At 53.0% G+C, this 22,605-nt stretch carries 21 protein-coding genes; 2 read left to right on the top strand and 19 right to left on the bottom strand.

All coding sequences use genetic code 11. From position 1 onward, the window contains the following. Position 1 precedes the first annotated feature (1 nt). The 13 genes from JRC49_13985 to JRC49_13925 all read right to left on the bottom strand — a co-directional run bounded on the left by JRC49_13985 (position 2) and on the right by JRC49_13925 (position 13,751). Positions 2 to 1,021 (bottom strand): phospho-N-acetylmuramoyl-pentapeptide-transferase, encoded by a 1,020-nt coding sequence (locus tag JRC49_13985; protein QTE70882.1) that lies wholly within the window; start codon positions 1,019 to 1,021, stop codon positions 2 to 4. A 3-nt stretch (positions 1,022 to 1,024) separates the two neighbouring features. Beyond that, the gene (locus tag JRC49_13980; GenBank protein QTE70881.1) at positions 1,025 to 2,491 is read right to left on the bottom strand and encodes a UDP-N-acetylmuramoyl-L-alanyl-D-glutamate--2,6-diaminopimelate ligase; all 1,467 of its coding nucleotides are present in this window, start codon (positions 2,489 to 2,491) and stop codon (positions 1,025 to 1,027) included. A 104-nt stretch (positions 2,492 to 2,595) separates the two neighbouring features. Continuing rightward, positions 2,596 to 3,198, bottom strand: coding sequence for a hypothetical protein (locus JRC49_13975; GenBank protein QTE70880.1), 603 nt, complete (start codon positions 3,196 to 3,198; stop codon positions 2,596 to 2,598). A 15-nt stretch (positions 3,199 to 3,213) separates the two neighbouring features. Further along, positions 3,214 to 3,738: a hypothetical protein gene (locus tag JRC49_13970; GenBank protein QTE70879.1), complete on the bottom strand. Its 525-nt coding sequence runs from the start codon at positions 3,736 to 3,738 to the stop codon at positions 3,214 to 3,216. Positions 3,739 to 4,021: 283 nt separating this feature from the next. Continuing rightward, a complete protein-coding gene (locus tag JRC49_13965) occupies positions 4,022 to 4,720 on the bottom strand; it encodes a metallophosphoesterase (protein QTE70878.1) in 699 nt (232 codons plus the stop codon). 36 nt (positions 4,721 to 4,756) lie between these two features. Continuing rightward, positions 4,757 to 5,173 carry a hypothetical protein gene (locus JRC49_13960; protein QTE70877.1) on the bottom strand — a complete coding sequence of 139 codons (417 nt, stop codon included), beginning with the start codon at positions 5,171 to 5,173 and terminating at the stop codon, positions 4,757 to 4,759. Positions 5,174 to 5,422: 249 nt separating this feature from the next. Then, positions 5,423 to 6,019 carry a YihA family ribosome biogenesis GTP-binding protein gene (locus tag JRC49_13955; protein ID QTE70876.1) on the bottom strand — a complete coding sequence of 199 codons (597 nt, stop codon included), beginning with the start codon at positions 6,017 to 6,019 and terminating at the stop codon, positions 5,423 to 5,425. A gap of 55 nt (positions 6,020 to 6,074) precedes the next feature. After that, positions 6,075 to 8,387 (bottom strand): endopeptidase La, encoded by a 2,313-nt coding sequence (gene lon / locus JRC49_13950; protein ID QTE70875.1) that lies wholly within the window; start codon positions 8,385 to 8,387, stop codon positions 6,075 to 6,077. A 94-nt stretch (positions 8,388 to 8,481) separates the two neighbouring features. Continuing rightward, positions 8,482 to 9,777: an ATP-dependent Clp protease ATP-binding subunit ClpX gene (gene clpX / locus JRC49_13945; GenBank protein ID QTE70874.1), complete on the bottom strand. Its 1,296-nt coding sequence runs from the start codon at positions 9,775 to 9,777 to the stop codon at positions 8,482 to 8,484. Positions 9,778 to 9,786: 9 nt separating this feature from the next. Then, a complete protein-coding gene (clpP, locus tag JRC49_13940; GenBank protein ID QTE70873.1) occupies positions 9,787 to 10,383 on the bottom strand; it encodes an ATP-dependent Clp endopeptidase proteolytic subunit ClpP in 597 nt (198 codons plus the stop codon). 57 nt (positions 10,384 to 10,440) lie between these two features. After that, entirely contained in the window at positions 10,441 to 11,955 is a 1,515-nt protein-coding gene (locus JRC49_13935; GenBank protein QTE70872.1) for a trigger factor, read from the bottom strand. 119 nt (positions 11,956 to 12,074) lie between these two features. Next, positions 12,075 to 13,028: a phosphodiester glycosidase family protein gene (locus tag JRC49_13930; GenBank protein QTE70871.1), complete on the bottom strand. Its 954-nt coding sequence runs from the start codon at positions 13,026 to 13,028 to the stop codon at positions 12,075 to 12,077. Between the two features lie 6 nt (positions 13,029 to 13,034). Next, on the bottom strand, positions 13,035 to 13,751 hold the full coding sequence (locus JRC49_13925; protein QTE70870.1) for a phosphoribosylaminoimidazolesuccinocarboxamide synthase: 717 nt from the start codon (positions 13,749 to 13,751) through the stop codon (positions 13,035 to 13,037). A gap of 288 nt (positions 13,752 to 14,039) precedes the next feature. On the opposite strand from JRC49_13925, the gene JRC49_13920 reads away from it, so the two are divergent. Both JRC49_13920 and JRC49_13915 read left to right on the top strand, forming a co-directional pair. Next, the gene (locus tag JRC49_13920; protein QTE70869.1) at positions 14,040 to 15,959 is read left to right on the top strand and encodes a BMP family ABC transporter substrate-binding protein; all 1,920 of its coding nucleotides are present in this window, start codon (positions 14,040 to 14,042) and stop codon (positions 15,957 to 15,959) included. Between the two features lie 9 nt (positions 15,960 to 15,968). Beyond that, positions 15,969 to 16,634 (top strand): metallophosphoesterase family protein, encoded by a 666-nt coding sequence (locus JRC49_13915; GenBank protein ID QTE70868.1) that lies wholly within the window; start codon positions 15,969 to 15,971, stop codon positions 16,632 to 16,634. Between the two features lie 46 nt (positions 16,635 to 16,680). On the opposite strand, the gene JRC49_13910 is transcribed toward JRC49_13915, so the two are convergent. The 6 genes from JRC49_13910 to hisA all read right to left on the bottom strand — a co-directional run bounded on the left by JRC49_13910 (position 16,681) and on the right by hisA (position 22,605). Then, positions 16,681 to 17,463 (bottom strand): PHP domain-containing protein, encoded by a 783-nt coding sequence (locus JRC49_13910; GenBank protein ID QTE70867.1) that lies wholly within the window; start codon positions 17,461 to 17,463, stop codon positions 16,681 to 16,683. A gap of 121 nt (positions 17,464 to 17,584) precedes the next feature. After that, complete coding sequence (locus JRC49_13905) at positions 17,585 to 19,426, bottom strand: von Willebrand factor type A domain-containing protein (protein ID QTE70866.1); 1,842 nt, start codon at positions 19,424 to 19,426, stop codon at positions 17,585 to 17,587. A gap of 135 nt (positions 19,427 to 19,561) precedes the next feature. Then, positions 19,562 to 20,335: a histidinol-phosphatase gene (locus tag JRC49_13900; GenBank protein ID QTE70865.1), complete on the bottom strand. Its 774-nt coding sequence runs from the start codon at positions 20,333 to 20,335 to the stop codon at positions 19,562 to 19,564. Further along, positions 20,335 to 20,982 carry a bifunctional phosphoribosyl-AMP cyclohydrolase/phosphoribosyl-ATP diphosphatase HisIE gene (locus JRC49_13895; GenBank protein ID QTE70864.1) on the bottom strand — a complete coding sequence of 216 codons (648 nt, stop codon included), beginning with the start codon at positions 20,980 to 20,982 and terminating at the stop codon, positions 20,335 to 20,337. The genes JRC49_13900 and JRC49_13895 overlap by 1 nt, the downstream gene beginning before the upstream one ends. A gap of 154 nt (positions 20,983 to 21,136) precedes the next feature. Continuing rightward, the gene (hisF, locus tag JRC49_13890) at positions 21,137 to 21,895 is read right to left on the bottom strand and encodes an imidazole glycerol phosphate synthase subunit HisF (protein QTE70863.1); all 759 of its coding nucleotides are present in this window, start codon (positions 21,893 to 21,895) and stop codon (positions 21,137 to 21,139) included. After that, positions 21,892 to 22,605, bottom strand: coding sequence for a 1-(5-phosphoribosyl)-5-[(5-phosphoribosylamino)methylideneamino]imidazole-4-carboxamide isomerase (gene hisA, locus JRC49_13885; protein QTE70862.1), 714 nt, complete (start codon positions 22,603 to 22,605; stop codon positions 21,892 to 21,894). The genes hisF and hisA overlap by 4 nt, the downstream gene beginning before the upstream one ends.

Below are 22,605 nucleotides of genomic sequence, written 5' to 3'. Positions count from 1 at the left end.
CTCAGAACGCCTGGCAGACCGCAAGTACTGCAATCAGGCTCAGCACCAGCGTAACGCCTGTGTACATGCTCACAATCCGAGTCTCAGAATATCCTTTTTTCTCAAAATGATGATGGATCGGACTCATCAGGAAAATACGCTTCCCGTGAGTCAGTTTGTAATAGTAACGCTGCATTATCACGCTCACACTGCTCATGATGGGGCAGAAGCAGATCAGCACAAGCAGCAGGGGCTGGCGAAGCAGCATTGCGATGGACACCATGCCGCCGCCAAGCAGCATGCTGCCCGTATCACCCATGAAAGTTCTTGCGGGATAGCGGTTGTAACGCAGGAAGCCCAGGCAGGCGCCCGCCATGCTCATGGCAAACACGCCGATGGTTGCAGCGCCGTTGGCATCCCCTTTTCCCGTCAGCCTTGCAGCCAGAATCAGGATTGCACAGATTACAGCCCACGCGGAGGATCCTGCAGCTGTCACAGATCCGAGCAGGCCGTCCAGGCCGTCTTGGAGATTGCTGCTGTTCACGATAAAGATCACGAGCACCGTCATCAGCGGAATATAGAAAATTCCCAGATTCCATTCCGTCCCGATGAAAGGAATAATAATCGAGCTGCCAACCTTTGGAGAAATATAGCAGTATATGCTGAATAACAGGGAAACGATTACCTGTCCGGCAATCTTCTGCCAGGGATTCAGTCCGTCATGGCGTTTCTTCACGGCTTTGATATAATCATCCGCAAAGCCCACGCCCATGCTCAGGAAAGAAACTCCCAGCAGCGGGAAAATAAAATCCCACTTCCCTTCCCATTCCGCGGGATGGAAAACCAGGGAACCCAGCAGAATACCGGCCGCCATCATCAGGCCGCCCATTACAGGCGTTCCCTGCTTCTGCTGGTGACTGGGGCCAAGTTCATAAATCGTCTGGCCGAAATGCAGTTTTTTCAGATATCGGATCAGTCCCGGTCCGATCAGGAGTGCCGCAGCCAGCGCAATCAGGGCGGCTCCGATCATTCTGTAATACATACCTTAATCCTGCTCCTTCTGCATTTCAAGCAGCAGATCGCTGACGATCACCTTTTCGTCGAACGGCCGCTTGATGCCCATGATCTCCTGATAGGTCTCATGGCCCTTACCCGCGAGCACGATTACGTCTCCTTCTTCTGCCATACGCAGTGCGTGCCTGATCGCCTCGCGGCGGTTTTCAATCACTTCATATGGTTTTCCAGTGGGTTTGATTCCCTTTTCTATGGCTGCAAGAATAACCATCGGGTTTTCCGTCCGGGGATTATCCGAAGTCAGGATACAATAATCTGCCAGCCGTCCGCCGATCTCACCCATCATGGGGCGCTTGCCCTTATCCCTGTCGCCGCCGCAGCCGAACAATGCAATCACACGGTTCCGTGCAAACTGGCGGACAGTCTTCAGGATATTTTCCAGTGCATCCGGAGAATGGCTGTAGTCCAGGATCACTTTGTAAGGTGTATCTGTCTGCAGCACTTCAATCCGTCCGGGCACGCGTGTTACCGCTTCCAGGCCCGCCTTGATCTTTTCGGGCGCGATTCCCATAATCAGCGCGCAGCTGGTGGCAGCCAGCGCGTTGTAAACGTTAAACATACCGGTCATCCGCATCCGGATGGCAATCTGGTTCATTCCGTGGAGCTGTACGTTGAATTTGGCTCCTTCTTCGGTAATTTCGATGTCGCGGGCAAAAACGTCTGCATCCACGCAGATTCCGTACGTAATAAAGGGACAGCAGATACCGTCCTTCAACTTTGCAGACGTCTCGTCATCCGCGTTCATGGCGGCATTCTTAACCATTCCGCTGGTAAAGAACTGCTTCTTGGTTTCAAAATACCGTTCCATGGTATAGAAGTAGTCCAGGTGATCCTGGCTCAGGTTTGTGTAGCAGCCCACCTCAAAAGTCATGCCGTCAAGGCGGTTCATATCAATTGCATGCGCAGATACTTCCATGCACACAACCTTCACGCCTTCATCCGCCATCATCCGCAGCATCTTCTGCAGCTCAATGGGATCGGGCGTGGTCAGTTTGCTGTCCAGATGCTGTTCTTCAACCACAGTGCCGGTGGATCCGATAATACCGCACTTCAGGCCCGCTTTTTCGCAGATGCTCTGCAGAAGGTATGTGGTCGTGGTCTTTCCCTTTGTGCCCGTGATGCCGATCATGCGCATCTGCCGGGACGGATGTCCGTAAAAAGCCTCTGCAATGCGGGCCATCGCGGCACGGCCGTTGTTTACCAGAACCTGCGGAACATCCATTTCCACAAAATGCTCAACGATCAGGGCAACGCAGCCGTTTTCCACCGCTTCCCATGCGTAATCATGAGCGTCAAAGCGCGCGCCGACGATACAGAAAAACAGTCCGGCGTCTGTCTTGTCCCTGCTGGAAGATGTCAGTTCCCGTATTTCCGTATTCATATTGCCGCGGGTTTCTTCCACGTAGGGAAGCTCCGTCAGTAATTCCCACAGTTTCATGTTTGTCCACCTTTCATTTCCGGCCGGTTCAGCCTGCTATAAGATTACCACAAAACCGCTTTCTTTTCCACTCGGCGGAAATGCGAAATGGGAGACCGACTGATTCAGTCTCCCGCATAAGAAGTCATTCTGATCTGCAGCTCGGCATTCTCTGCCGCCTGGGCTGCTGTGGAAACAGTCATCTGCGCGTTGACCGGCGCTGTCAGGCGGATGGTCTTTGCGCCTTTTGATGAAATCAGGTTCAGTTTGACAGCTTCAGAGCATACGCTTGCGCTGTCGCTTCCCCGTTCAATTTCTCCCCTGATCCATTCATTCTCAGATGCAAGTTCTTCAATAGAAGCATTCAGTTTGTTGACAGTATGTCCGGTGGCTCCGATCGCCGCCATGTCAGCAAGCAGTAAGGCAATCAGCAGTACTCCCGCAATGATCAGTGCAGTCAGCGCTGCATCCCACCGGATACCTTCAGAAGAAAACACACGTCTCGCTGGTTTCGTTTCCTCTATCACCGGCTTTCGTCCGCAGACAGCGATACCGCCTGTCCAGTCCTGCGTCTGGTGGAATGACGGGAGGGAGGCAGAACATGTCATTCTGGACCGATGTATGTCTGCCTGCTGCTGACGGAAATCCTCTTTACGGAACCGCTTCTCCTGCCAGTTGATCATACCGTCCTGCAGCCTGTTTCTGACCCTGGCAGTCATTTCAGTCATCCATACTCACCTCTTTCATTCTTTCTGCGCTTCCAGTCCTGCAATCATTTCCAGAAGCTGCGGCAATTCGTCCTTAAACTTGTTCCAGGCGTCTCCGCTGGCGGAAACAGCGGCTACGCGTACATGATCATTGGCTCCGGTAATTTCCATATCCCGCTCTTCATGCAGGATTTTCTGCCTGATGTTGGCCGGCAGGAGAACCCTGCCTTGTGCGTCACAGGTCTGTTCATCAAAACTCAGTGCGTAAAACTGTTCAAGGTACCGGTTCAGCGCCGGATTCAGCTTGCCCAGCCGTTCATATGTCTCGTTCCTCTCCTCCCACTTTTCCGTCGGATAAATCGCTACTGATTCAAAGTCGAAAGAAGGAGCAATGCAGAATGTGTCACCCAGTTTTTCCCGGAACCCCTGGGGAATCACCAGGCGTCCCTTGCTGTCAAGGCTGTGGTTGAAAGACCCTATAAACCGCTTAACACGGTTTTCTTCTTTCTTTTCAAGGGTTTCAGCGTTTTCTTCGGAGTTCAATTTTTTGGTATCATCCACTACGCTTTCCCCCTCTCTACCACTTTTATGTTCGATTTTGGGATTCTCTTCCCTTTTTCCCCACAAATTTAACACAAGTTTTGATTCTCCGCAACCCCTGATCAGATTGTTTCAATGTTTTTAATGTGTGTTTTTGTAATCTTTTTGTAATCATTTTGTAATATATATAAAGTGATTGTGCCAGTACTTTTTCATTCCAACAATATTTGGTATAAAAAAAGGACCGAGCTCCATTTTGGAGCCCGGTCCCGGGAAAAATATGTACTAAAAAATTAATATTTTTTTATAGGAGGATTTCTTTCGGACAGAATCCGATGCTGTCACAGGAAACCAGATGGTATCTGATTCCGTTGTGCTCACCGTTATATCCAATCTGTATCCCGGCTCCGTGCAGATGGCCGTATACCACTGTATGTACCCGGTATTCCTCCAGTATTGACGTAAAAAGCGTATCCGTTTCTGCCTCCAGCAGCGGCGGATAATGCATCATGACAACCAGCGGCTTTTCGCCGGCCATATGCTTCGCGGCGTCCAGGGCCAGGCGAAGCCTCTCTGCCTCGCGCAGGAAAATTTTCTCATTCTGCGCGTCAAGGGGTGTTTCCTTTGTCGGAATCAGCCATCCCCTTGTACCGCAGGCCACCACTTCTCCCAGGTCAGCCGCGCTGTGCTGCACCGCGGTTATCGAGGGAGGCAGGATAGAACGTACACGGCTGATGGAATTCCACCAGTAGTCGTGATTCCCTTTACAGATTATCTTTCTGCCCGGCAAACTGCCGATTGCTTCCAGATCTGCTCTGGCATCCTCAAGCTGCATCGCCCAGCTGATATCCCCCGGAATCAGTACGGTATCCTCATCTTCAATCAGCTTCTGCCAGTTTTCCTGTATGCGCAAAAAATGCCTGTCCCACTGGGGACCAAACACGTCCATGGGTTTATCGTCTCCCCCGGGCAGGTGCAGGTCTCCAATGGCAAACAGGCGCATGCTTACTCCTTTAACTGTGTCACGGACGGGCAGAAATCAGCTTTCTTCTTCCTCCGCGTCGTCGTCCGCATCTCTTTCTTCATCTTCCCGGACGTCCTCCAGGCTCAGTTCCTGGTCAATTTCTCCGAATTCGTCCGTTTCTTCCTCTTCCACGTCGGGAATGATTTCATCCATACCGCTGACAGCATCCATATCACCGATGGTGGAGGTATCAACGTTTTCCGTTTCCGTTCCGTTATCGGTATCATCGGCGCTGTTGCTCTTGTTCATTTCCCGCAGGCAGAACAGGCATACATCTTTTCCGGGCAGGCACGGTTCCTCATTGCAGATGCTGCACAGTTCAATCTCTTCGGAGCGGGACTCCCCTTTCATCTCCTGCAGGCAAACCTTGCAGTACTTTTCATCCTCCCGGATGTAGTTCAGGTCGCAGCGGGGGCACTTGACCAGATTCATATTGTTTCCTCCTCAAACGTGGCAATTCTGACACGAATTCCCACATTGTTGATCGTAGTTTTCACTTTTGATGCCTCCTTTTACACCAGCACATTAAAAACAGAGGAAAAAACTGAGTGTTTCTCCACTAATTGGCTTTCTCCTCCACTTTTCTGCCGAAAGCACCTCGTGATCTACGGTCATGGATTATACTATGCATATACATCATATGCAATAGGAAAAGAATACTTTTGGCAAAAAATAGTAAACTTATGATTCAACCGGATGAAGAATATCGTCCATCAGCTTCAGCAGATCATCCCGGCCTGTACCATCCTCCCCGCTGAAACAGATGATTTCCCAGGGCTGGACGCTCAGCGCCCTGCAGATCGGAGCCAGGTATTTGCTCCGTGCGCCGCGGCTGATCTTGTCTGCCTTGGTGGCAATCACTGAGAACGGAATGTCCATTTCCCGCAGGAATCGATTCATCTGCTTGTCATCCTCTGTGGGTTCGTGGCGGATATCCACGAGGCACAGCACATGAAGCAGTTCATCCGCTTTTTCGAAATAGTCCTGCATCATCTGGCCCCAGCGCTGTTTTTCCTTTTTATCCACCTTTGCAAACCCATATCCGGGCAGATCAACCAGATGGAACTCGTCGTTCAGCAGGAATACATTCAGCAGCCTCGTTTTACCCGGTGTGGAGCTGGTGCGTGCCAGCTTGTTCCGCCGGCACAGCTTGTTGATGAGCGTACTCTTTCCCACATTGCTCTTTCCTGCCACCGCAATCTGGGGCAGGCCTTTTCCGGTAAAATCGCCGTAATCGGCCATGGAAGTCACGAACTCTGCACTTTTGATCTCCATCATATAGTTCACGCTCCTTTCCCAGCCGGTCAATTCATTATGAATTATGAATTGTGAATTATTCATTCACAATCGCTGTCTTCAGCACATCCTTCACGTCTGCAGCCTTGATCACCTTAAACTGTGCCAGCACATGTTCAGGGATCTTTTCCAGGTCTTTCTGGTTTTCTTCCGGAATCACCAGCGTACGGATGCCGGCCCTGTATGCAGCCATGGTTTTTTCCTTTAGTCCGCCGATCGGCAGCACCCGGCCGCGCAGCGTTACCTCGCCGGTCATCGCCACGTCCTGGCGCACAGGTTTACCGGTCAGTGCGCTCACCAGCGCCGTGGTCATCGTGACGCCGGCAGAAGGGCCGTCCTTGGGCACAGCGCCTTCCGGTACATGGATGTGAATATCCATGCTCTGGTAGAAATCCTTCTGCAGTCCCAGCTCTTCACTGTGGGCGCGAACCCATGTAAAGGCCGCTTCTGCCGATTCCTTCATCACGTCGCCCAGCTGGCCGGTCAGCTTCAGGGTGCCTTTGCCGCTCATGGTAGTGCACTCCACTTCCAGCATTTCGCCGCCCACACTGGTATATGCCAGTCCATTGACCACTCCCACACGGGGTTCCTTTTCCGGTGCTTCCCGCAGATACCGGGGTGCGCCGAGCATTTCCCGCAGGGCTTTCTTTGAGATGGTCATGGAGTGTTTGCCCTGATCCAGCATCCGTACAGCAGCTTTGCGGCACAGTTTGGCAGCAGTTCTTTCCAGTGTGCGTACGCCTGCCTCACGGGTATAGTCCTCAATCATCATCTTCAGGATGCTGTCGTCCGCCTTCAGTGCGTTCGGCTTCATCCCATGCTCCCGGATCTGTTTCGGCAGCAGATGGCGCTTAAGGATCTGAAGCTTTTCCTCTTCCGTATAGCTGGAAACCTCAATCAGCTCCATCCGGTCCAGCAGCGGAGCGGGGATGGTTTCCATTGTATTGGCTGTGGTGATAAACATCACCTTGCTCAGGTCAAAGGGCAGCTCCATATAATGATCCCGGAAGGCATTGTTCTGCTCTGAATCCAGCACTTCCAGCATGGCGGAAGCCGGATCGCCCCGGAAATCGCCGCTCATCTTGTCGATTTCATCAAACAGGAATACGGGATTGCAGGTGCCGGCCTGTTTCATGCCGGCAATAATACGGCCAGGAATAGAGCCGATATAAGTACGGCGATGGCCCCGGATTTCCGCTTCGTCCCGGACGCCGCCCAGGCTGACCTGGACAAACTTCCGGCCGACTGCCTCAGCGATCGCTTTTACAATGCTGGTCTTACCCACGCCGGGAGGACCCACAAAGCAAAGGATCGGCCCCTTCATATCCTTTTTCAGCTGAAGGACCGCCAGGTATTCGATAATCCGTTCCTTGACATCTTCCAGTCCGTAATGATCCCTGTTCAGGATTTCCCTTGCCCGGTTCAGATCCAGATTGTCTTCTGTTTCCTTTCCCCAGGGCAGATCCAGGATCCACTCAATATATGTCTGGCTGACAGAGCTTTCCGGGCTTCCCGGCGCCATGCGTGAAAGCCGGTCCAGCTCTTTTTCACACTTGCTGCGGGCTTCATCGTTCAGGGGAGTCTCAGCAAGCCGCTTCCGCAAGTCGGCGGTATCTGTTTCATCTCCGTCACCCAGTTCAGTCTGGATTGCCTTGATCTGTTCGCGCAGATAATAATCCTTCTGGTTCTTTTCCACCTGTTTCCGGATGCGGGCCTGGATCTGTTTCTCCGTATCAGCCATATCGGTTTCACGCATCAGGATCGAGCAGACCTTTTCCAGGCGGGCAATCGGATTCAGCTCATCAAGGATGTCCTGCCGGTCTTCCCGCTTCGTCAGCACATTTGCTGCCAGAAGATCTGCCGCCTCTCCGGCTTTTTCAATGGCATGGATTGATTCCACCGTATCCTGGCTGACACGCTGGGAGGTTCTTGCATATTCCTCAAACAGATCCTGTGCGGTACGCAGCAGCGCTTTCGCCTCTGCCGAACGGACAGCCCGGTCCTCGCAGACCTTGATCACCGCTTTCATGCAGGGGTCATCGCCGAGCTTTTCCAGAATCACGCCCCGGCTTGAGCCTTCCACGAGCACACGGATGTTCTCTCCGGGCAGGTTCATCACCTGCTTGATTTCCGCAATGGTACCGACCTTGCACAGGTCTTTCCATGTGGGGTCTTCCGTATCGTCACTTTTCTGGCTGATCAGGAATACCCGCTGTTTTTCCATCATTCCCTGTTCCAGTGCGGCCAGGGATTTTTTTCTGCCCACGTCAAAATGAAGGACCATGTTCGGAAAGAGCATCAGTCCTCTCAGGGGCAGTACAGGCAATTCGATTGTCTGATTTTTCTTCATGATATCCTCTTGTCATGAACGGCCCGGGGCTTACCGGTTGCTTCCGCATACAGTATATCCGGAGCCGGTAAAGCCCGTGCCGTCAGCTTTTTATTCAGGAGGCGTCCGTTTCGTCCGTCTTTTTCTCCGCACGCCTGGCAGTTCTCTTGCCTACGCCGGAGATCAGTGTCGGCTTTCCGCCATTGATTGCTTCCTTTGTAATAATGCACTCGTTGACATCCGGCATTCCCGGAAGTTCAAACATGGTGTCCAGCATCGCGTTCTCAATGATGGCGCGCAGGCCGCGGGCGCCGCATTTGCGGTCAATGGCCTGTCGGGCAATCTCCCGGATAGCGTCATCTTCAAAGATAAGCCGGATGTTATCCATATCCAGCAGTGTGGAATACTGCCTGCACAGTGCGTTCTTCGGCTCTGTCAGGATCCGGATCAGTGCGTCCTCATCCAGTGCGTCCAGCGTAACCAGAATCGGCAGGCGGCCGACGAATTCCGGAATCAGGCCGTATTTGGTCAGGTCTTCCGGCTGTACGTCCTTCAGTGCGTCTGTCCGGGCAGGATCCCGCTGGCTCTGGATTTCGGCGCCAAAGCCAAGCGTTTTCTTTCCGATACGGTTTTCAATAATCGGCACCAGTCCGTCAAAGGCGCCGCCGCAGATAAACAGGATATTGGTTGTATCGATCCTGATCATTTCCTGGTGCGGATGCTTCCGGCCTCCCTGCGGCGGCACAGCGGCTTCCGTTCCCTCCAGGATTTTCAGCAGCGCCTGCTGAACGCCTTCGCCGCTGACGTCCCGTGTAATGGACATGTTCTCGCCTTTGCGGGCAATTTTATCAATTTCGTCGATATAGACAATACCGCGCTGTGCCTTCTCAATGTCCCAGTCCGCCGCCTGGATCAGGCGAAGCAGGATAGTTTCCACATCATCGCCCACATAGCCGGCCTCTGTAACGCTGGTAGCGTCGGCGATTGCGAACGGAACTTCCAGGATCCGGGCCAGGGTTTGAGCCAGGTAGGTTTTTCCGCTGCCCGTGGGGCCCAGAAGCAGGATATTGCTCTTCTGGAGTTCCACGTCGTCCCGCGTCTGCTTCCGGTTAATCCGCTTGTAGTGGTTGTACACTGCCACGCTCAGCGCGCGCTTCGCCCGTTCCTGTCCGATTACATACTCGTCCAGGATCTTTTTCATCTCTGCGGGGGAAGGCAGCTTCACCGGCGCAAGCATGTCCCTGGAAGCATCATCAAGCAGGAGATCCTCTTCGCTCAGGATCTCATTGCACAGGGCGATACATTCATCGCATATATAAACGTTCGGACCGGCCACCAGCCGTTTTACCATACGCTGTTCCTTGCCACAGAAGGAGCAGCGGGGTGTCTGTCTGTTCATATTGTTGGCCATGTTTCAACCTCACTTTTTCTGCTTGTCCCGCGGCTGATAGATCTCATCAATAATATGATAATCCAACGCTTCTTCCGCGCTCATGAAATAGTCGCGTTCAACGTCCGCCTGAACCTTCTTCAGGGGCTGGCCTGTCATTTCAGCCATCATGGCGGTCATCTTCTTCTTGGTCTTCATCAACCATTCAGCCCGGATCGCCACGTCTGTAGCCTGGCCCTGGGCACCGCCCAGGGGCTGATGGATCATCACTTCGGCATTCGGCAGCGCAAGCCGTTTGCCCTTTTCGCCGGCCATCAGCAGGAAAGCGCCCATGCTGGCAGCCATACCGACACAGACCGTGCGCACCTGAGGCCGGATGTACTTCATCGTATCGTAAATAGCCATGCCGGCTGTCACAGATCCGCCGGGGCTGTTAATGTACAGGCTGATATCACTGTCCGGATCTTCCATTTCAAGGAACAGCAGCTGCGCAACCACCAGATTGGCGGTATCATCGGTGATCTCCCCGCCGAGAAAGACAATCCTGTCCTTCAGCAGCCTGGAATAAATATCGTAGGAGCGTTCTCCCCTGTTCGTCTGTTCAATGACCATCGGAATAAGCGGCATATCGTTCCCTCCTTTGACTGAAACGGCGGCCCGGCCGGGCCGCCGTTAAAGGCATTCTTATTCAGCGTCAGTTTTCTTTGCCGTCTTCTTGGCGGCGGGTTTCTTAGCGGGCTTTTCTTCCGCAGGAGCTTCTGCAGCGTCAGCCTTCTTGGTGGTCTTCTTGGCTGCGGGCTTCTTGGCGGGTTTTTCTTCCGCAGGAGCTTCCGCGGCGTCAGCCTTCTTGGTGGTCTTCTTGGCAGCGGTCTTCTTCGCGGGCTTTTCTTCCGCAGGAGCTTCCGCCTTCTTCTCCTCCACCTTGGCGTCCTTCTTCAGCAGATCCAGCACCAGGCGGATCGCGGCGTTATCCTTCAGGTAACCCTTCTGTTCCTCGGTCAGGTTCTTCTTGAAGGTTTCCACTTCCTGGCCCATCTGTTCAGCCTGCTCAGCAATCGCCTTTTCGATGTCTTCCTCAGTGGGCTCAATCTTCTCGGCCTTGCGGATGGCGTCAATCACCAGTTCGATCCGGACCCGCTTTTCAGCTTCAGGCTTGTACATCTGCTTCACGCCGTCCATGGTCTGGCCGGTGTACTTCAGATAGTCTTCCATGCGCAGGCCCTGGTAGCTCATCCGCATAGCCATCTCACGAACCATGTAGTTCGCCTGGTCGTCAATCATGGCTTCCGGAATATCGATCTGGGCGTTCTCAGCAGCCTTCTCAACGAGTGCGTTCTCAGCAGCAATATCGTTGTTCTTCGCGACGCGGTCGCTCAGTTCCTTAACGATGCTTTCCTTATACTCTTTGAAGGTATTGAAATCGCTGATGTCAGCGGCGAAATCATCGTCCAGTTCCGGCACTTCGGTCATCTGGATGCCGTTCACCTTGACATGGAACACAGCGTCCTTGCCCTTCAGTTCCTCAGCATGGTACTCATCGGGGAATTTAACGTTCAGGTCTTTCTCCTCGCCCAGCTGCATGCCAACCATCTGTTCCTCAAAACCGGGGATGAACTGATGGCTGCCGATGGTCAGCGTCTGGCCCTGAGCGGTACCGCCGGCGAAAGCAACGCCGTCCACAGAACCTGCATAGTCCAGGTTGACTGTGTCACCTTCCTGTACGGGACGGTCTTCCACGTCAATCGTACGGCTGGCCTTTTTGCGGTCTTCCTCAATGCGGGCGTCCACCATTTCGTCCGTCAGCTTCTGCAGATCGGCTTCAACGGTCAGTCCCTTGTAATCGCCCAGTGTCACGTCGGGTCTGACAAACACTTCCAGATGGAACTTCAGGTCCTTGCCGGCGCCGATCTCGTCCAGGTCAATCTGGGGCTGATCCACGGGCTTCAGATCATATTCTTCAACAGCCGCACGATACGCGTCCGGGAAGATGATCTCGAAGGCGTCATCATAGAAAACGCTCTCGCCGTAAAGGGTCTCGATCATTTTGCGCGGAGCCTTGCCTTTCCGGAAACCCGGAACGTTGATACGCTTGCGCATCTTAAGGAAAGCCTGCGTCATTGCTTCATCAAACTGCTCCGCGGGGATCGTAAAGGTCAGTTTCGCTTTGTTTCCGGACAGCTTCTCGTAGGTATGGCTCATGAATTATCTTCCTCCTGAATCATTTCACTGAATCATTTCAGCATAAAACAGCGGTGCGCATAAAACACCGCATGGCATTTTATCACAAGTTTCCTTGTATTGCAACAGTTTCTGCGGTTTTACCACGGATCGGACACTGAGGGAAGCAGTTCCGAAGTACCAACTCCCAGGATATCACTCGTTCTCCGGGAGGATAGTTTCTTCCGATCCTTCAGCTTGCACAGCTGATGTCCCATGAAGACGATGCACGCGGTTTCCCCGCCGTCCAGGTTGAATCCCAGGGTGCATCCCTTCTCCAGCAGCTTTTCCGCCAGGAAACTGATACCGTCACCCTTGCTCCGCTTGATCCGGCCTTCCAGCATCATAAAGAAGTAATGTCCCTTCTCCACCATGCCTACAGCGGTACGCTGGGCATGACTGGTGCCGTATTTCTTCAGGGCTTCCTCATTCAGCTTCCCGTCCCGGATCAGGATCGGTCCGAAAGCCAGTACGTCAACCGCACCGTCTTCCAGGTATTCCTCAGCAGTTTTTTCGTCGCTGTAGTAAACTTTCATGTCTCCGTCCGGCCAGATCGCAAGGCAGTCCAGGTTCGGGAAATCCTTTACGCCTTTCTTCTTGGTTTTGTCCGACCAGACTTTCCCGTCCCGGATAATAATGCCGGGCCGGCTTTTCTTCTGCTGCAGCCGCAGCTGGGCAAAGTCATTGGAAACAGCAAACACTGTACCGTACTTCCGGGCGATCTTGTAGGGATACTCCATATTCGCCGCGGTTTTCCAATGTTCCGGATCATTGGCAATCATCCTTGGACCCACAGATCCTTCAGCGCAGAAGACTTCAGCCTCATACCAGACCCGGGCTGGTTTTTTCTGCTCGCGGCGGAAGATTTCAACCCGCAGCGTGCTGCTGGCATACCGCCAGACTCCGTTTTCTTCGTCTTCCCAGACAAATTCCCCGGAGTCCAGAAAACCGGCATCATTCAATGCCGGAAACTCGCCTTTTTCTTCCGCCGCCGCGCACAGTCCGCCCCAGAGAAGCGTCAGCGCGAGCAGCAAGCAAAGCGTTCTTCTGATCATATCTTCTTAACTCACACCCATCATGCGGTGAAGCACTTCCTGATATGCCTCTGCCACATTGTCCATGTCTCTTCTGAACCGGTCGATATCCAGCGGCTCATGCGTTCCGGCGTCCCAGAACCGGGCAGTGTCCGGGGTAATCTCGTCTGCGACAATGATCCGTCCGTGGTAACGGCCAAATTCCAGTTTGAAATCGATCAGTTCGATGCTGATATCCTTGAGGTAGGCTGTCAGGATTTCATTGATCTTCAGGCTGACACGGGTAATCTCTTCCATTTCTTCCGGTGTGGCCAGCTTCATCGCATAGATATGAGAGTTGTTCACCAGCGGATCCGCTTCCATCCCGGTGTTCCGCAGCTCAAACTCCACCACCGGCGGCTCAAGCTTCGTTCCAACCGGAATCCCGGTACGTTCAGCCAGCTGTCCGGCAGAACGGTTGCGGATTTTCACAGAAAGCGGAATCATATCGCACCGCTTCACCAGGCAGTGCCTTGCGTCAATATGTTCCAGATAATGACTTTCGATTCCGTGTTCTTCCAGCAGATGAAAAAGGTGCTCGCACACCGAATTGTTCACTTCGCCCTTGCCGAGGATCCGTCCCCGCTTCAGGCCGTGAAACGCCATGGCCTCGTCTTTGAAATAGACAATCGCTTTATCAGGGTCGTCCGTCGCGTAGACTTTCTTGCCTTTCCCTTCACGCAGAATCATCCCGATTTCCGGCATTGCGTGTCCCTCCGTAATCAAGAATACACGAAAATATTCTATCATTCTCCTATTTTTTTCTCAAGACAGCTAATCTGTATGTTTTCCTCCCAGATTGTACAAAAATCGTACTTTCCGCACTCGTGTATCCGGAAACATTCGTCTTTTTGCCATTTCCTTCAAATAATGATAATATATATATGCTTTCTGTTGCCCTGAACTTTCATAATTATACTCGTTTCAGCAGGTCATCCTGTATGGCAGATATAATTGTGAAACCGGAATTTAAATCAGAAACGAAGTGATTATATGGATCATTACAGCAAAGCCCGCCGGGAAGGTCTGCGCGTTTACCAGAACGCCATCCAGTCCAATACCGACCCTTATCTGCCTGTTCTGGAGGAACGTGTTCCTGCCCTTTCCTCCCTCAGCCGTCTGTCCCTCGGCATTATGACCATTCCCCTTGACCGGGTCATCGGCTCCGTTTCCCGGGGTCGCAGCTATGCTTTTGCAGACGGGTTCATGCCCATTCTGGAAGGCGGCAGTGAATTTGCCAGCAAATGGGAACAGCTCTGTGAAAGTGTGGAATCCCAGGGTGTCAACCAGCCCATCACCGTGCTGGAATACATGGGATACTACTATGTCATCGAAGGCAATAAACGCGCCTCTGTCATGAAGTACCTCGACTCCCGGGATATCGAAGCGGACGTTACCCGCGTATATCCGCCCATGAGTGATGATCCGGAAGTTGTTTCCTATTATGAATACTGTGATTTCTGCAAGGAAACCGGTCTTTATGCCATCTTCTTCTCCCGTCCCGGTTCCTATCAGAAGCTTCTTTCCCTGCCGGGTGTCCGTGCCGGGGAGAAATGGACCGACGACGAGATTCTTTCCCTGCGCAAGCTCTATCATTATTTTGCCGAAAACTACCTTACCCAGACCCGCGGCAAGGAAGTCCTGCCCTGCGGTGATGCTTTCCTGCTTTACCTGACCACTTTCGGCTATGAGGACGTCAGGGATGACGACCTGGGAAAAACCGGGGAGCGCGTCCGCCTCATGGCCCGGGAGTTCGAATCCCGGGACGGCCGTGTGAACCTGGTCATGGAACAGGTTCAGCCTCCTGTTCCGCTGATCTCAGCACTGTTCCACCCTTCAAAAATCAAAGCCGCATTCCTCTTTAACCGTTCCATCCAGGATTCAGCATGGAACTACTGGCACAACCTGGGACGCCTGGAAGCCGAGGAAAAGCTGGGTGACCGTCTGGAGACCACAACGCGCATCGTGCCTTCCCGGACAGAATTCGCCGAGGAAGTTGACCGGCTGATTGCCAACGGTTATACCGCTATTTTTGCCACTTCCCCGGTTATGCTCAACAGTGCAGTGGAACCGGCGCTTAAGCATCCCGAAGTCCGTTTCCTCTGCTGCTCCCTGTTGTCCAACTACACGAATATCCGTACCTACTATATCCGGTTCTATGAGGCAAAGTTCCTGCTGGGTCTGGCCGCAGGCATCCTGTCCGAGAACGGAAAAATCGGTTATATTGCCGACTTCCCGATATACGGTGTCCCGGCCGCGGCCAATGCATTCGCCCTGGGAGCCCGCATGGTCAACCCGCAGGCAAAGATCTATCTGAACTGGTTCTCCGCTTCCTGGTTTGATCAGGAAATGCCTTTCGAAGATCCCGAAATCCGCGTGATCTGCAACCGGGACATCACAGCGCCGAACCGCGATGCCCGGGATTACGGACTGTACGTCCGTGACGGTGGAGAAATCCTCCATATGGCTACGCTGGTTCCCCATTGGGGGCTTTTCTACCGGATGATGACGGAACGCATTCTGAACGGCACCTTCAACCAGGCGGAAAGCAAGGAAAACGTAACCAATTACTGGTGGGGACTGGGATCCAACATCCTGGACGTTGCTTTCTCCTCCCGCTTCGATCCTTACGCTGCCCGTGTAATTCATCATTTCCGGGAGCAGATCCGCGAAGGTTCCTTCACACCTTTTGAAGGAGAATTGCGTGACCAGAGCGGCACTTTGCGCTGCGATGCGGACCGGCGTCTCACCCCCGCTGAAATTCTTTGTATGGATTACCTGGCTGATAATATTATCGGCACCCTGCCTGATACAGAAGAACTCATTGAATCCGCTCGTCCTCTGGTACGCCTTCAGGGATTCAACGGAGAACTGAAGCCCGAGCTTTCAGCTTTCAGCTGGAACAGAAAGTGAGCGAATGATATGCGGATTCTGGCTATAGCAGATGAACCTTCTCCCCGGCTCTGGGGGGATCTTTGCCGGGAAGCACTGCGCGATGTGGATATCATCCTTTCAGCAGGAGACCTTCCCGCCAAATACCTGTCTTTCCTGACCTGCTTCACCAACGCCCCCATCATTTATGTGCCCGGCAATCATGATGACCGCTACGAAAAAGAGCCGCCGGAAGGCTGCCTGTGCGCGGATGGAACGGTTGTCCAGATCAAGGGTGTACGTATATTCGGACTGGGCGGATCCATCCGCTACCGTCCGGACGCGAAGAATATGTATACCGAGAAAGAAATGGCTTCCCGCATTGCCTCATACCGGCGGATGCTGAAAGCCACCGGCGGATTTGATATCCTGCTGACCCATTCTCCGATCCGGGGGTTTGGCGACCAGGAGGATCTTGCGCACCGGGGATTCGAATGCTTTGGTCCCCTGCTGGATACCTGGCATCCCGCCGTCATGGTTCATGGTCATGTGCACCAGGCATATACCGGTTCCCACTTCATCCGCGAGCGTGACTGGAACGGCATTCCTGTTATCAACGCCAGCATGGCCTATGAATTTGACCTTCCCGAAACGCCGAACAAAAAGGAACCCAACTGGAAGGGGCTCCGCCTGATGAAAAAAGCCAGTACCTTCTGACAGGCATAAAAAGAAGGGCTTCCGTCTCAGCGGAGGCCCTTCTTTGTTATTCGGTCCATTCTTTGGTTGTCGGAACGTCCTGCTCCTCATCATCCAGCATATAGGCCTTATGCCGTTCATCAATCACCGGATTCTCCGGCATAATCAGCCTTCCTTCCGGAAGCAGCAGTTCCATCTGCTTTCCAGCCAGGATTGTTCTGGCATAATCCTGAATATCCGTCAGCCTGTGATCCATCGCCACACCGTACAGCGGCCAGTTGCCGCCGCAGTGATTATCGGAACCTGCTGACATAATCAGTCCGTATTCCTTCGCGTAAAGCCAGGCTCGCGCGTCATCCAGTGGATCGTTTCCCGCGTTGGCCACTTCAATGCCGTCACAGTATTTCAGTCCCAGCCGGATCCGGTCCATATAGCTCCGCATCCGGAACGGATGTGCCTGGATCACGCAGCCGCCGACCTTGTGAACTTCTTCCAGCTGCTGGTGCCGGTTCCAGTGTTCCATTTCCGGGTGGGCTTTCATATATTCCTTGGTCAGTCCGTAGATCAGGTATTCATCAAAGTGAATATTCTGCTCAAGTCCGAAGAAAACGTCCAGTCCGATCCTGTCCCCCTCTTCCTTCGCGTCCTCGTATCCCTTCCAGAACAGATCCACCCGTTCCTCCCAGGGAAGACTCCGGTCAACAGCGGTATTACCGCCGAAAAAATGATCTGTAATGATAATCCCTGTAAAGCCGGCCTCCTTATATACCCTGGCCTGTTCTTTACCGGTTGCCCTGCCGCAGGCACTTCCCTGGCAGGTGTGCATATGGGTCTCATACAAAAATGGCATGGTTGTTCTCCTTCCGGATTTGCATCCATGCCATTATATTCACTTATACTGTTTTTGTCACCGCTTTTTATTTTCTTTCAATGACTTTTTATCTTCCTTCATAATTGTTCATTGTTCATTTTCATTCCGCTCTTTCCAACAGTGTAAGAAGATAAACAAACTCTTCCTTGTAGACGTCGCCGATCACGTTCTGGCATCCCCTGGCCAGCTCCAGCGCCTGCGCCCATGTGGACTGTCCCTTCCATTCGCTGTTCCTGAGCAGCATCCCAGCTTCGGCCACCGCGGCTGCAAACCGCATATTCTCGCTCATTTCTGCCTTGACCGCATCCTCGTTCACAGGATACTCGTACAGTTCGCTCACCGTACCTTCAGGCTCCTTGGCACGAATGCTGACCGTCAGCCAGTCGCCGCTGTCTCCCGAAGCCTGTGTATCCTGGTACCGGCTTCCAACTTCACCGAAATTGAAATCGGAGTCTGCAGGAACAATCTCATACAGGGCCGTCATCCTGTGACCGCTGCCGATCTCACCGCCGTCCTTCTCGTCGTTGGCAAAGTCTTCAGCAGCCATCACACGGTCTTCATAGCCGATCAGGCGGTATCCCTTCACCATGGCCGGGTTAAAGTCCACCTGGATCTTCACGTCCTTGGCAACGGTGATAAACGTTCCGCCGCCTTCTTCCACGAGCGCTTTCCGTGCTTCGTAGATGGTATCGATATACCGGCAATTGCCGTCACCGTAGTCCGCCAGTGCTTCCATCTTGTTATCCTTGTAGTTGCCCATGCCGAAGCCCAGGCAGGTCAGGCTGATACCGTTCTTTTTCTTTTCCGTCACCAGCTCTGCCAGGTCTCCTTCGCTGGTAACGCCCACATTCAGGTCACCGTCCGTCGCCAGCAGGATACGGTTTACACCGCCTTCAACATAGTACTTTTCGGCGATCTCATATGCCCTCAGGATACCCGCACTGCCATTGGTTCCTCCGTGTGCTTCCAGCTCGCTGATAGCTTCCATGATCCGCGTTTTGTCTGCTGCGGGAGTACCTTCCAGTACTACCCGGTCCCGGTTTGCATAGGTCACAATGGAAATTGTGTCTTCCGGATCCAGCTCATCAAGCAGAAGCAGGAATGCCCGTTTCACCAGGTCCAGCCGGTCTCTGCCGTTCATACTGCCGGAAGTGTCGATCAGGAATACCAGGTTATGCCCGGGACGTTCATCCTTCCGGATTTCCGCTGCCTGCAGGCCGATCAGCAGCAGCTTCGTGCTTTCATTCCAGGGACAGGGCGCAATCTCGGTTGTCACGCCGAAAGGTTCACCCGCCTTGGGCTGCACATAATCATAATGGAAATAATTCAGCATTTCCTCAATGCGGATACTGTCCGCCGGGATCCGTTCCCCGCTCAGCACTTTCCGGCGGAACAGGGCATAGGAGGAGGTATCCACATCTGCCGCAAAAGTGGACAGCGGAGAAGTCAGCACGCTCAGGAAACGGTTGCTTTCAAAAGTTGTGTATTCCTCCGTGTTCCAGTCGATCCGGCCTTTCGCCGCTGCACTGGGTGCCCCGCTCATCGGCATACTGGTGGACATGCTCATGAAGGAATCTGAATATGATGCGCCTGCTTCATACATTGTTGCTTCATACTCGACGTCTTCATACATCCAGTTTCTTGTTTCCGATTTCTTTGTTGTGGTGGTTTCCAGCAGCTGCATCGTAACACTGTCCGCCATGCCGGTTACCAGCAGTCCCTGATACCGCTGGAATTCCTGCAGAGCGCGCTCTGTATCTTCATCGAAAATACCGGTTGGTTCTTTGTCCAGGTATTCCAGTTCCTTCAGTCTCGTCTGGATCCAGGTAACCTTTTCTCCCTTATCACCTTTGAACCAGATTTTGTTTTCCTCGCCCATGGCCCCTGCTGCAATGGCCAGCACCATCAGCACTGCCAGAATGATCGCCGTAATCCGCTTCATATTGTTTCAGTCTCCTTTCTCATTACCGGTTTTCCCGGTCTCACTCTGTAGGACGCAGGCAAATAAAAAAAGTTCCCGAATTTCTTCAGAAACTTTTTCATGCTGTCACAATCAATTGATTGGCTGGCCAAACCATTAATTCTGAATTCTGAATTCTGAATTCTGAATTTGAGGATCCGCCTCATCAGCATATTCTTCAAACTTAAATGCGATTGTTTCTTTGCTGTGGCTGTCGCTGGAAAGGATCAGCTTCCCGCCGTGTGCCCGGATATAATCCCGGATCTCCCTGGCGGGATAAGGTGAAGTACGGTATCCCCGGGAAATAGCCCCCGTATTGATCTCAAAAGGTTTCCCGGTCTTCAGCAGGGTATCCGCCGCTTTCTGCCATGCCTTCACATACCGGGGATGATGTACGTCAAAAGCAGGTTCCTGCTCTATGAACTTTGTGATCAGATCAAAGTGTCCGATAATGTCACACTTCGTTACTTCCACAACCTTTGCTTCCGTCTCATAAAAAGCTTCCGCGAAAGCGTACCAGTCGCCTCCGAAATACTTTTCCACGCCTTCCCGCTGTTTATCCGCCGTCCAGTCTATTGACACATGGTGTCCGTCCGGCATCGTCAGCAGGTGAACCGATCCGATCACATAATCATATTCCGCAAAATCATCCGAGATAAAATCCCGTTCCAGGCCGCACAGCACCCGGATCCGGCCGGCATACTTCTCCTTCAGCCGGGCGATTTCCGCCCTGTATTCGGCACTGGTTTCCAGTGTCATACCGCAGGGATCCAGATGGCTGTGGTCAGAGATCCCAACGGTATCCAGGCCCAGCCTGATCGCTTCCTGAACCATCTCCTCCGGAGTATTCTTTCCGTCAGAGAAGACAGTATGCATGTGCAGATCTCTCATCAGACCATTTTCTCCTGCTTCACCTTGTGATCAATCACATGGCGGGATGCCAGTTCCTTATGGATATCATCCAGGGAAATACCTGCTTCAATCATCAGCACCATCACATGGTAGGTCAGGTCCGCGATCTCATAGATCGTATTCTTCTTATCCTTATCCTTGGCCGCGATAATCACCTCAGTGGTCTCCTCGCCCACCTTCTTCAGGATCTTGTCCAGTCCCTTCTCGAACAGGTAGGTGGTATAGGAGCCTTCCTTCTTCTCCGTCTTCCGGCCGGCGATCAGTTCCATGAGGCCCTCGTAGGTAAACTCATGCAGTTCGTCGCTCTCCCAGATCACGTCATTGAAACAGGTTTCGTTGCCCGTGTGGCAGGCCGGACCGTCCTTTTCCACCTTCACCAGCAGCGTATCCCGGTCGCAGTCCGCCGTAATGGACACGATATGCTGATAGTTTCCGCTGGTTTCTCCCTTCAGCCAAAGTTCCTGGCGGCTCCGGCTCCAGAAGCAGGTCAGGCCTTTCTCCATGGAAATCTTCAGGCTTTCCCTGTTCATATAGGCCATCATCAGCACTTTCCCGTTCTCCGCATCCACCACAACGGCCGGAATCAGGCCCTTCTCGTCAAACTTCAGTTCATCGATGTTCAGCATCTCTATTCTCCTCCAAATTCATAATTCACAATTCATAATTCATAATGCCAGTTACTGATTCTCTATGAAAGATGATTGCAGTTCCTTGTTTTGTATAACCATATGATTTGGTTTTTCACAATCCATAATTGTGAATTATGAATTGTGAATTCCCTTATATCCTCGCCGGAATGCCGTTCCGTTTCATTTCGGCTTTCAGATCATTGATCGCCACTTCACCGAAGTGGAAGATCGAAGCCGCCAGCCCCGCATCCACTCCGGGCAGCGCCTTGAACAGCGTGATGAAATCCTCAATACACCCTGCGCCGCCGGACGCAATTACCGGCACCTTCACCACGTCGCAGACCTTCTCCAGCAGTTCCAGGTCGAACCCCTGCTTCACACCGTCTGTGTCCATGGAGTTGACCACGACCTCTCCGGCACCTTCTCCGACGCACCGGCGGACCCATTCAATCGCTTCCATGCCGGTATTCTCCCGGCCGCCTTTGGCAAAAATCCTGAAAACGCCGTCCACGCGCTTCACGTCCACGCTCAGCACCACGCACTGGTCGCCGTAAAGCTTTGCCGCCTTGCCTACCAGCGAAGGGTCCCGAATCGCGCCGGAATTAACCGACACCTTGTCCGCACCGCACTTCAGCACCCGGTCAAAGTCATCCGTGGTATTGATGCCGCCGCCCACTGTCAGGGGGATAAATACCGTACGTGCCGTTTCCGTCAGGATATCCGTGAACAGCGCCCGGCCTTCAGCAGAAGCTGTTATGTCATAAAACACCAGCTCATCCGCGCCGTTCTCGCTGTAATACTTAGCCAGTTCCACCGGGGACGCCACATCCCCGAGCTTCTGGAAGTTGACACCCTTGACCACCCGTCCGTCCTTCACGTCCAGGCAGGGAATGATTCGCTTCGTAATCACCGTGCCACCTCTATTGCTTTCTTCAGGTCAATATCCCCGGTATAGTATGCCTTGCCGATGATGGCGCCGTACAGGTTCATCTTCCGCAGGCTCTCCACATCCTCCAGGGTGGATACCCCGCCGGAGGCCGTGATCTGCAGACCCAGGCTTTCAGATAACTGCCGGTACATTTCCCGGTTTGTTCCCCTCATGGCACCGTCCCGGGAAATATCTGTGCAGATCAGGGTCTTTACCCCGATACTTTCCATCTGCCGGCAGAATGCCATAAACTCCAGGGCGGATTTTTCCATCCATCCCTTGATAGCCACATAACCGTCCCGGACGTCCACACCTACGGCTATCTTTTCTCCATAGGTGTCCACGGTTTCCCGCAGGAATGCTGGATCCTCCACCGCTGCCGTTCCCAGGATCACCCGGTCCAGCCCGGCGGAAAGATAGGTCTTCACAGTTTTCATGCTGCGGATACCGCCGCCGATCTCACAGAACAGGCCTGCCGTCTCTTTAAGCTTCAGTACTGTATCCAGGTTCGGTGTCGTGCCGCTCTTAGCACCCTCCAGGTCCACCAGATGCGCATGGGTAGCGCCCTGTGCCGCAAAGTCCATGGCAATTTCTTCCGGATGCTCGCTGTAAACCGTCATCTGGGTGTAATCGCCCTTATACAGGCGCACAGCCTTGCCTTCATATAAATCTATTGCCGGAAATAAAATCAT

It is taken from the genome of Clostridiales bacterium FE2011, from assembly GCA_017569305.1.
In the GTDB taxonomy this organism is placed as follows: Bacteria; Bacillota; Clostridia; order Christensenellales; family Aristaeellaceae; genus Aristaeella.
Note: the sequence above shows the minus strand (reverse complement) of the source record. Positions and strands in the feature narration are given on the sequence as shown.